This window comes from Saccharothrix hoggarensis (assembly GCF_052936025.1).
This window is the reverse complement of the sequence record NZ_CP193624.1, coordinates 1,253,391-1,264,749: the sequence shown is the minus strand read 5'-3', so window position 1 is coordinate 1,264,749 and position 11,359 is coordinate 1,253,391. Positions and strand designations below refer to the sequence as shown.

General features: G+C 71.9%; 3 protein-coding genes. All 3 read right to left on the bottom strand.

Features of this window, described 5'->3' with window-relative positions; all coding sequences use genetic code 11:
• Window positions 1-11: 11 nt before the first annotated feature.
• A complete protein-coding gene (locus ACRAKH_RS06260) occupies window positions 12-848 on the bottom strand; it encodes a phosphotransferase family protein (RefSeq protein ID WP_380724702.1) in 837 nt (278 codons plus the stop codon).
• A gap of 285 nt (window positions 849-1,133) precedes the next feature.
• On the bottom strand, window positions 1,134-1,589 hold the full coding sequence (locus tag ACRAKH_RS06255) for a hypothetical protein (RefSeq protein ID WP_380724703.1): 456 nt from the start codon (window positions 1,587-1,589) through the stop codon (window positions 1,134-1,136).
• Window positions 1,586-11,257 (bottom strand): polymorphic toxin-type HINT domain-containing protein, encoded by a 9,672-nt coding sequence (locus tag ACRAKH_RS06250; protein ID WP_380724704.1) that lies wholly within the window; start codon window positions 11,255-11,257, stop codon window positions 1,586-1,588. Before ACRAKH_RS06250 ends, ACRAKH_RS06255 begins: the two co-directional genes overlap by 4 nt.
• Between the last annotated feature and the right edge of the window lie 102 nt (window positions 11,258-11,359).

Sequence of the window (11,359 nt, the reverse complement as noted above, 5' to 3'; positions counted from 1 at the left end):
GGTTGACGGCGTCACCGGGCGTCGCGCCACCAGCGACGCCCGGTGATCAGTTCGTCGAGGTCGCGGAGGCTGTGGTCGAGTGCCGCGCCGGGGCGGCCGAGTGCGACGCGGAGGTCGGAGACCAGGTAGGCCGCTTCGCGGGTCTCGCACTCGGCGCGGAGCGTTTCCGGGGACGTCGCCGTGGTCCGGGCGACGACGTCCAGGACGGTCTCGAAGTGCGGGCCGCTGAACCTGACGAGGAAGAACCAGTCGTCCACCGGGTCGCCGATGCGGGCCCACTCGAAGTCCAGCAGTGCCGTCACGCTTCGGCCGTGGACGAGCCAGTTGCCCCAGTGGCAGTCCGCGTGGACCGGGACGGTGGCTCGGACGTGCAGCGGGGCACGCTCCGCAATCGCGACCAGACCGTCGATCACGTGGCGGGGGATGACGCCGTCCCGGTCGAGGAGGGCGAGGGTGTCGACCTGGTCGCTCAGCGCGGCACGGCCGACGAACCCGCCGTGGTCGATCGCCTCTGCCAGGATTTCCTGCGCTTGACGCGTGGGCGCCCAGTCGTGCAGCGCATCCAGCCGGTGGACGGCCTGTTCCGCCAGGAGGCGGGCGGTCGCGGTGTCCGTTCCGGGCAGCCCCATGCCGGGAGCCGTCCCCGGCACGCGGGCGTAGCAGGCGAACCGGACGTCGCGCGTCCCGAGCCGGTGGAGCCCGACGGCGAGCAGCGGGCCTGTGAGACCGGACGGCAGGTGGGGCGCGAGCGCGGTCTCCCGATCGAGCCGCGAATGCCCGTCCGCGATCTTCACGACGACGTCGTCGCCCACGTGGACGTGGTGGGAGTCGCTTGCGGCGGCGGTCATGGGGCCGGGCTCACGCCCCAGGGCCGCGTGCACGATCGCGCGAGCGGTCTCAGGGGACGGGCGTGGTGTCATGCGGTCAGCGTCGCGCACGCCTGCCGGTTCGGCAGGTCACCCGGCGGGCTCTCCGCGGAGCTCCGGCCGGAAGCCTCGAACCGTCCCGGTTCGAGGAGCAACTCCTCGAACCGGGACGGTTCAGACAGGTCGGCGGACGGCGTTGATCGCCTCAGCCCACCTGGGCCAGGTTCGAACTGCCGCTCACCGCCTTGGGAGCGGCGAGGCCGACGTTCACTCGGCGAAGTGGACGATTCCGTCCACCGGCGGGTGTTGCTCCCGGTACCGCGCATCGTAGGAAGTGAGCGGGCTCGGATCGCCGAACACCAAGTCGTACTCCGCCCAGTAAGCCCGGCCGGCGACGATGTACTCCTCGACCGTCCCTGGCGCCAGCAGGAAGACCGAGCCGTACAGGTTCCGTCCTCCCAACTGCGGGCGAAGTCGCTCCAACGCGGTGTCGTCCGCGACCCGGAGGTCCACCGCATCGAGGTCGGTCCAGCACGAGATCCGCTTCACGTTGACGAAGGAGATGTCGAGCACCCTCACCGGCGTGCCGGACGGCAGGTCCTCGTACTCCTCGACTGGCGGGTAGCCGCGGAGCACCACGTGGGTGTGCCCGAACGCGTACTCCACGAGGCTGAACAGCCGGGAGTCGTCCGCCACGCCCGGGGAACGACGCTTGGTGTTCATCGGACCCGTCTCCATTCCCCGTGCTTGCGGTTGTAGCGGTAGAAGTCGACCTGGTCCATGATCCCGGCCTGGCCTATCCGAGCCAGTTCCCACTGGGTCCACGACCCGCTGTCGCTCTTGTCCAGCCCGATCTTCTTCTCGCCCGGCACCCGCACGTCGGCGAGCGCCCTCTTCAGCGCCGCCGCCGGACCGTCGTTTCCACCCGGGAGCCGATCGAGCATGAACGAGATCTTGGCCTTGCCGATCTTGACGTTCTCGATCGCGGCCAGCACCTCGCCTTGCCACTCGTCGGCCGGAGCGTTCATCAGGTGCCTGGCTCCGACCTGTTTGGCGAAGTTCTCGACGTTGATGTCACTGCCCTTGGAGCGCCCGGCGCTCACGCCCAACGCGAGGTGGTCCGAATCCTCGCACGTGTCGTCCTCGTTGTGCGTCAGTACCGCGGCGGCTCCGGCGAGCACGTGGTACGTGTGCAGGCCGTCGACGGTGAGGTTGTGGACCTCGCGGTCCGGGGCGAAGGCGCGGGTGGTGGTGACGGTGGCCGGGCGGTGGTCGGCGGTTTCGAAGGTGTAGCCCGGCTCCAGGTCCTCGGCGTTCACCCACTTCTGCAGCGACTCGACCCAGAACGGGTGCTCGTCGGTCGCCGTCAGCTGACCGGAACCCCCGTCCGTCTCGACGGTGATCTCGTAGAGCAGGCGTTCCGCCTGGTGCGAGCGGGTGTCGGTGACGGTTCGCGCGCCCGTCTCACCGGTGGTCGGGTCGGTCGCCACGACCTGGTCGCCCACGACGACGTCGGCGATCGCCTTGCGCGACCCGTCGGCCATGAGGACCGGGGTGTCGCCGGAGAAGCTGTTCGGGTCGAACGACACCCGGCAGGACGCGCCGGCGGCCGTCTCGGCCCGGGCCTGCTTGCCCTTGGCGCCCGGCGCCTTCTTCTTCCGCGCGCCCAGCTCCATCAGGTTCTCGGCGTACGGGATGCCCGACGTGGACAGGACTTCGGCGACCTGCGTCTGGGCCGCTTCCTTGATCACTTCCTTGCCGACGCCGAGCATCGCCGTCTTGATCGTCTCGTAGACCTTGTTGAGGTCCTGCACGTTCGTCACGGTCGCCTGCACGATGCGGGCGGGGGCGTTGGGAACGGCCGAGACGATGTTCTTGGCGTTGGCGATCCTGGGCTTCAGGGCCGCCTGCATGGTGGGCATCGGGTTGTTCTTGACGGCCCGCGCCACGGCCGCCTTGGCGGCGGACGTGCGGGCGATGGCCGCCTGCAGCGCGGCCCGGGCCGCGGCGGCACGGCGGGCTGCCGCTTCCGCCGCGAGCTTCCGCGGGTCGGGCACCGCCTTGCTGGACGGCGGCACGCCGCTGCCCTTCTTGATCGGCACGCCGTCCGGGCCGCGGACGTTCTTCGGCGACGAGTAGTCGGGCGTGCGGCCGCTCGGGGCGTCGGGGGTGCGCGGTGTCGGCACGTTGTCCGCGCCGCGCATCGCGTCGTAGCCCCGGTTGCCCCACTTCGCGGCGGTCGCACCCCAGCCGGCGAACGGCACCATGCCGGCGAACGACAGGCCCGCGTCGACGTAGTTGCCCTCGGCCAGGTACCAGACGCCGTTGATGCCGTCCGCGATCTCGCCGAGGCCGGGCACGAGGCCGGCGACGTCGAGCGCGGTGTGGCCGACGGTGCTGAGGTTGTCGCCGACCCAGCTCACGGCGTCGGAGAACCAGCCGTGGCCGTCCGGGTCGAAGCCGTTCAGGGGTGAGCCGACGCCGTAGACGTACCGGTTGAAGCCCGCCGAGCCGGGACCGCCCTGGGTCACCGAGTCACGGCTGCTGAACGTGCCCGTGGTCGGGTCGTACCACCGCGCGCCCATGTTGACGCGGCCGCTGTCGGGGTCGGTCCAGTCGCCCTGGAAGCCGACGTTGCGCTTCGCGCCCGAGGTCGCGGTCCGGTTGCCCCACGGGTCGTAGGCGGTCGAGTCGGGCAGGGACGTCAGCGCGGTCGACGGGTCGAACCCGCCGATCACGTCGCCGTGCTTGTCCGACAGCAGCAGCCGCTTGTCCGCGCCCTGCGCCAGCGACAGCAGCTCGCCGGACGCGCCGCGGCCGTACGTCGCCGTCCCGTCGCTGACGGCGTCCATGCCCGCGCCGGAGTACCGGAACGCCTGCGCGCCGCGGGACACCGGCCGGTCGAGGCCGTCGTAGGCGTAGGACGTCGAGCCGACCGTGATCAGCCGGTCGAACGCGTCGAAGTCGAACTTCTCCTGCAACCCGGAGCTGGTCCGCGTCTCCACGGTGCCGCGGGCGGTGTGCGTGTAGGTGTAGTCGCCGTCCGACAGGAGCCGGTTGCGCTGGTCGTAGGTCGCGGTCTTGGCGCCGTTGCGGACCCGGTTGCCCGACGCGTCCCAGCCGTACTCGGTGGTGACGCCGTTGGCGGTCCACGACGTGGTGCGGCCGAGCTGGTCGTAGGCGTAGGTCTGCTCGCCCGCGCCGGCCGTGCCCGCGCCGACCTTCTTGGTGAGCCGGTTGTTCGGGTCGTAGGTGTAGGCGATGGACGCCACCGCCGCGCCGGCGGCGTTCTTGGTGACGTCGGAGACCTCGCGGCCGAGGTCGTCGTAGCCGAGCCGGCGGACCCGGCCCGCGCCGTAGTCCATCGTCTCCAGCCGGCCGGACGCCGTGTAGCCGAACCCGATCGAACCGCCGGTCACGCCGTCCTGCACCGAGGTGAGGCGGCCCGCCGCGTAGGTGAAGCCGGTGGTGCCCGCCGCGTCGGTGCGGGTCGTCAGGCGGCCCTGCTCGTCGTAGCCGAACGTGGCGTCACCGGACGGGCCGGTGGCCGACGTGAGCAGGCCGCGGGCGTTGTACTCGTAGGAGTTCGCGCCGCCCGGCGCGCTGACCTTGGTGGTGCGGCCGACGGCGTCGTACTCGACGACGCGGTCGGCGGTGGCGGCGGTCGCGCCGGCGCCGGTCTCCTTCACGAGCCGGCCGAGGCCGTCGTACGCGCGGGTCCTGGTCACGCCTCCCGGCGCGGTCATCACGGTCGGCCGGCCCACGCCGTCGTACGTCGCGGTCCACGTGCGGTCCGCGGGTGACGGGTGCGCGTCGGTGGCCGGCTCGACGACCGACTCCGGCTTGCCCAGCGCGTTGTAGGTGTAGAACGTGCTGTTGCCGCGCCCGTCGGTGAACCTCGTGCGCCGCCCCGACGAGTCGTAGCCGAACGTCGTGGTGATCGACTCGGTGTCCGTGACCGGCTCGACCAGCTGGGTCAGCTGACCGAGCGCGTCGAAGCCGAACCGGGTGGTCTTGCCCAGGGCGTCGACGGACGTGATCCGGTTGCCCGCGATGTCGTACGTGTGCCGGACGGTGCGGAGGGCCTGGCCGGCCGGACCGAGGTCCGTCTCGGCGACCTGGTTGCCCGCCTGGTCGAGCTTCACGTACCGGGCCCGGCCCTCGGCGTCCTTCGAGTAGACCTGGTTGCCGAAGCTGTCGTACCCGAAGTGGCTCACCACGCCGGCCGGGTCGGTGACGCCGGTGCGCTGGCCGAGCTTGTCGTAGGCGAACCTGGTGACCTCGCCCTTCGGCGACGTGATGGTGGCCAGGTTGCCCGCGTCGTCGTAGCCGAACTTCGTCTCGTGCGCCGCGGGCGTCGGGCGCAGCTCGATCTCGGTCTGCGTGACCGGGCGGCCGAACTGGTCGTAGGTGCGCCGGGTCTCCCCCAGCGCCGGGTCGGTCGTGGCCAGCAGCTCGTTGGCGTGGGTGTAGCCGTAGCGCCAGCTGCCGCCCGGCTCGGCCGGGTTCCGCGGGTTCGGGTCCTGCTTCTCGACGACGCGTCCGCGCTGGTCGTAGTACATGCGGATGACCGCGCCGGCGGGGTCGGTCGTCTTGGTGACGCGGCCCATCCGGTCGTACTCGGCCAGCACCGCCGCGGTGATCGGCGTGGACGCGCCGGGCGGCTGGTAGGCGGGCGACTCGGTGCGCACGGTCCGGCCGGCCTTGTCGTAGGCCATCCTCATGACCCCGCCGGCCGGGTTGCGGACCTCGGTGACCTCGCCGAACGCGTTGTACCCCGTCGTCGTGGTCGGCCGGGTGACGGTCGCGGCCTGCCCGTTCTCCTCCACGCGCACCGGCGGCAGGACGACGGCCGTGGTGCGGCCGCGCTCGTCGTAGCGGTACTCGGTGGTGTGGTCGGCGGCGACGCCACCCGTCACGTTGCCCAGCGGCGCCACCACCTTGGTGACGAGGTCGCGCTGGTCGTAGCTGGTCCGGGTGACCACCGGGCCGGTCGGGCCGCGCAGCGCCTCCTTGACCTGGCGGCCGGCCACGTCGTACTCGAAGTCGACGACCTCGGCGAACGACGCGCCGAACGTGCCGGTGCCGGAGTGCGAGCCGGTCCGCACGACCTGGGTGATGTTGCCGCTCAGGTCGTAGCGGTAGTCGGTGCGGCGGCGGAGCGTGTCCGGCTCCTGGGTGGTGGCGACGACGCGGCCGGTGGCGTCCACCTCGTGCGCGACGACCTTGCCGCCCGCGCCGACCTGGCGGATCAAGTTGCCGGCGGCGTCGTAGGTGTTCTGCTGGATGACGACGGGCAGCGTCTCGGGCCGGTTGTCGGCCTTGGCCGTGATCTCGCGGACCAGGCCGTCGCCGTAGTAGGAGTAGGCCGTGCGCCGGCCCATCGCGTCGACCTGCACGGACAGCCGGCCGGAGTGGTCGTACTGGTTGGCCTCCAGCACCAGGTCGGGCAGCGGCGTCTCCGGGTCGGCCGGCGCGATGTCGGTGGCGCCGGGCGTGATCGCCTTGCCGTGCCAGCCGACCAGCCGGACCTGCGCGACCTTGTTGCGCGCGGTGTAGGTCCAGACGGTCTTCACGCCGTTGGCGTCCACCGCCCACGTGCGGTTGCCGAAGTGGTCGTAGCCGAACGACGCCTCGTTGCCCTCCGGGCCGACCGCCTTGACCATGCGGCCGTACCCGTCGAACTCGAACGTCGAGGTGCGCGGGCTGCCGGGGTCGGCGAGGTCGACGACCTCCGCCTTCGTGGTGTTGCCGTCCGCGTCGTACTCGGTCGTCTCGCGCTCGGTGCGGGCGGCGCCGGTGACGGCGTTCGTGGCGGCCGGGTAGGTCACCTCCACGACGCGGCCGAGCCGGTCGTACCGGTACGTGGTGCGGACGCCGGCCGGGTGCGCGTCGGAGTGCTCGGTCGCGGTGAGCCGGCGGCCGAGCGCGTCATACGTGAACACGGTCCGCAGGCCGGACGGCGACAGCGTCTCCGCCAGGTCGCCGTTGGCGTGGTACTTGTTGACGACGGTCGCGCCACGCGGGTCGGTGGTGGCCTTGAGCAGCTGCGCGGGTTCCTTGCCGCCGCCCACGGCGTCGGACGTGCCGTCGGTGTAGGTGTGGAACGTCGACCCGCCGTCCGGGCTGGTCTCCTTGGCCAACTCGCCGAACGGCGTGTGCTCCGACGTCGTCAGGTACGTGTTGTCGGCCGGGCCGGACGACCGCGCGTCACGCGTGGCGACGAGCTTGTCGGTGCGCGGGTCGGTCGGGTCGGCCGTCGCCGGCTGGTACGCGTAGCGCGTGGTCTGGCAGTTGTCGGGCGTGCGGCACGTGGTCTTGCTCGTCAGGTTGCCGCGGCTGTCGTGCACGAGGGTGGCCTTGTTGCCGTCCTCGTCGGTGATCGTGTGCTGGAAGCCCGACTGGTCGTAGTCGAACAGCCGCACGCCCAGGCTCACCACGAGCCCGCTGCACGTGACCAGGCCGTCCTCGTTGGTCCGGCAGTCGCGGCCGACGACGTCCTCCGGCCGCGGTCCGGTGCCGAGCGGCGTGACCTGGCGCAGGATGCGGCCCTTGAGGCCGTCGAAGTCGTAGTACTGCGGCCGCCCGCCCGGGTCGACCACCCGGACCGAGCGGATGATGTTGGTCTCCGACCCGCCGACCGTGGGGACGCCGAGCTGCCAGCGACCGCCGTCGCTGTCGACGTACTCCCGCATCCGGTCGTGGACGTTGTCGTAGGCGACCTCCGCGGCCACCCGCATGCTCGGCATGGTCACCTTGGTGACCTGGTCACCGCGCACGGCGGCGCGGTGGTGGGCGGCGACCTGGACCTCGCCGAGCGGCCGGGCGTAGAGGGCCACCTCGTCGACCTGGGCCGCGATCGTGGTGCGCCCGGTGCCGATCGACGGGTGCGCCGCGGTCGTGTGCGCCGCGCCGACCTGCACGTACTCCAGGCGCGGGTGGTCGATCACACCTTCGAGCGAGCCGACCTTCCGACCGTCGAGGTAGAGCGTCTGGGTGGCCAACGAGCCGGACAGCACCACGTGGTGCCACTTGTCGTCCCGGACGCTGACCGCGCTGGTGATCGGGTTGACCGTGCCGGTGTGGAACTGGCCGCGGAGCTTGCCGTCCGAGCCGACGTAGAGCAGCGGCGCGCCCGCGGTCGGCGACTCGGTCAGCGGCTTGTCCTGGTAGCCGACCAGCGGGCCGGCCGAGGACGTCCGGAACCACAGCTCGACGGCCAGGTCGCGGTGCTTGTTCAGGGTCTGGTCGGGCAGGCGGACGTGCGCGCTGCCGCTCAGCTCGACCGCGCGGTCGTCACTGCCGTCCAGCGCGCCGGGCTTGCCGTGGTTGACGGGGGCGGTGCCGACGAACGTCGCCTTGTCCTTGCCCAGCTTCACGCCGATCTGGCTGCCGGCGTCCGGGCCGGCCGCCTCGCCGAGCCGCCAGTACGAGTCCGGGCGCGAGTCCAGCACGACGCTGCGGTAGTGCGAGCCGTCGCCGTACTGGTAGCGGGTGCACTGCTCGTCGGGGTTGCACGCCTCCAGCAGCCGGTCGGCGTCGTAGCGGTAGAGCCACGTCAGCGGTGCGCCGTCGACCGGGTCGGTCTTGACCTCGACGACGTGGTTGCCCTCCCAGCGGAAGACCAGCGTGCGCTTGCTGGTGTGGCTGACCGCCTTCCACAGCCTGCTGTCGACGTCGTACACCAGCTCGACCTGCCGGGCCGCACTGTCCTTAATGGACTTCAGCTTGCCGTCCGCGCGGAACGAGTAGACGGTGCGGTCCTTGTCGACCAGCCGCCAGCCGCCCGCCTCCACCTCCGGGATCGGCGTCAGCGTGGCGAACCGGCCGGGCGGCGCGGTGTAGCTGCCGTCGGGGTTGCGGCCGAAGCGGATCTGCTGGCCGTCCGGGTAGGTGACGATCACGTTGCCCGAGCCGTCGGCGTCGGCGACGATCCGCATGTCGTAGCGGGACGACCAGCCGGTGCCGAACGCCAGGTCGCGGCGCGGGTCGAGGCTGTTGTACGTGCGGGCGACGTTCAGCTCGGGCCCGACCGTCGCGGTCGTCGCGTCGACCGCCGCCGTCGTGTAGTTGCCGACCATGGGGTCGAAGCCGAGGCCGTTGCCGGTGTACGGGGCGTTGCCCAGCCGGGACGTCACCTCGGGCTGCGGCACGGACGACAGCAGCGCCGAGAACGGCAGGCCCTCGCTCTCGGACTGGCCGTCCCACAGCCACGTCCGCCACAGGTAGACGCGGTCCCAGCGCAGCTTGCCGTCCGGGACGGTCCAGTAGACGTTCGGCTGGCGGCCCGAGTCGAAGCAGGACACCGGGTTGCCCTGGCCGTCGCGCTCGCACACCTCGAACCGGTAGTGCAGCGGGTCGTTCTCGTGGTCCTCGCCCTTGGCCCACAGCTGCGGGCGCAACGTCTCCACGCTGTGTCCCGCCGGCGGGTACTGCTCGCTCACCACCGGCGGGATGTTGAAGATCTGCAACGTGATGCGGGCCGGCGCGACCTGCTCGTCGGTGAACATCACGGCGTTGTGCCGCATGGAGAAGTCGAGGACGTACACGCCCTGGTCGCGCTTCTCGACCACCGCGTCGAGGGTGACCGTGTCGCCCGGCGGGACGTCGCGCGGCAGGCCCGCCGACCGCACCGTCGCCAGGAGGTGGTTCGTGTTCGCGTCGAACAGCTTGTACGCGAGGTCGTAGGAGGCCGCGGTCCACGTCGACGCGCCGGTGTTCGTGACCTTGATCTTCACGACGCCGTTCTGCACGCGCGTGACCGGCGGGTTCGGGATCGGCTGCTCGATGACGTACCGGGCGTCGTACGGGCTGTGCGTGACGTACAGCTTCGGCGGGTTCGCCGAGTTGCTGCCGGTGAACTTCTTGAAGCCGCCGTTGGTGCGGTAGTCGCCCGCCCGCAGCGCCAGGCCGTGGTTGACGCCGCCCTTCACCCAGTCCTGGATGAGCTGCTGGCCGCCGATGCCGAGGTCGACGAGTTCTCCCGCGGCGGGACAGGCCGAGCGGGTCTGGCCGAGCGCGATGAAGCCGTGCGAGAACGACGCGCCCGCGATCGGGGCGCCCAGGGCCGGGCCGGTCGTGCCGGCGGACCAGTCCTGCGCCACCGGGTGCACGGTGAGGGGACGCGGCTGGCAGGTGGTGGAGTCGAAGTTCACGACCTGGAGCGCGGCGCCGAAGACCTTGTGGTTGCGCAGGCGGGACACCACGTCGGGGAACGCGACGTACGACGTGTACGACACGCCGCCGTCCAGGCCGATGCGCAGCTCGCTCGGGTTGTGCACCCGCGTGCTGCCCGCGATGTACATGCTCTGCGTGCCGCGACCCTCGAAGACGCTCGGGTCGACCAGCACCGGGTACACGCGCTTCGGGTCGTCCAGCCACGCCGCGTCGAGCACCACGCGCAGCGTGCGCCCGTTGTCGGCCAGCTCGTACCGCACGTCGTGGGAGGTGGCCGGACCGGAGGTGTCGGTCACCGGCGCGGAGTCGACCATGTAGCCGGTGGGGATGCGCATCCGCTCGGCGCCCGAGCCGTCCACCAGCGAGACCGCGCCGTCGACGATCCGCGCCGTGAGGCCCTTGAGCCGCAGGGGGAAGCTCCAGGACCGGGCGGCCGCGCGGTCGTGGAGGACCATCGTCTCCTTCGCGCCGCCCGGCACGGACTCGATCCGCAGGTCGGTCCGGTCGGCCACGCCCGGGTAGGTGACCGTGGCGCCGTCCGCCTGCCCCGCCACGTCGCGCGCGCCGCTCAGCCCGTACGCCAGCTCGTGGTCGCCGTCGAGCCGGACGCGCACCAGGTCGCCCGCGGCGGCCGAGCGCGCGAAGCGGACGTCCACCTGGTCGGCGGCGTTGTGCCAGCCCGCGCCGTCGTCCACCAGCGTGGGGTCGATCGGCGCCCAGGTGCCGTCGGGCTGCCGGTGGTTGACCGGGGTGTTGCTGAACTCGGTGGTGTGCGTGCCGTCGGCGTTGCGGAACGTGCGCTCGTTCGGGCCGCGCCGCGCCGGGTCCTCGACGCTGGTGTCGGCGTCGAACCCGGTGGGGTTCGTGGGCGCGTCGACGACCTTGGCCTCGTTGCGGACGACGTCGTCGAGCTGCTGCGTCGCCGGCCGGGCGTACTTGGACTGCTCGGACACCGGCATGCCCTGGTTGCCGTCGCGGCCCTCGACCGTGTCCGGCAGCCCTTCCGCGGTGCCGGACTCCTGGTCCGCCGCCAGGTCTCTGGCTCTGTCGAGCAGTTCCGCGAGCGCGGATCTGTCGTCGTCGCCGCCGGACCACGGGGACCACGGGAAGGTGGGGCCGCCGACGCCCACGACCAGCGTGGCCGTCAGGAACAAGCCGAGCAGCGGCAACAGGAACTTGGGCGCGCGAAAGCGCCCGGCACGACGGCCGACCATTGGATTTCTTCCCCCCGGGAACGTCACTGCGAACCAGCGCGTCGGCGACAGTAGGGACGCCCGCCGGAGTCCACAAGGCTTTCGCTGCGCACCGCGTCGGGT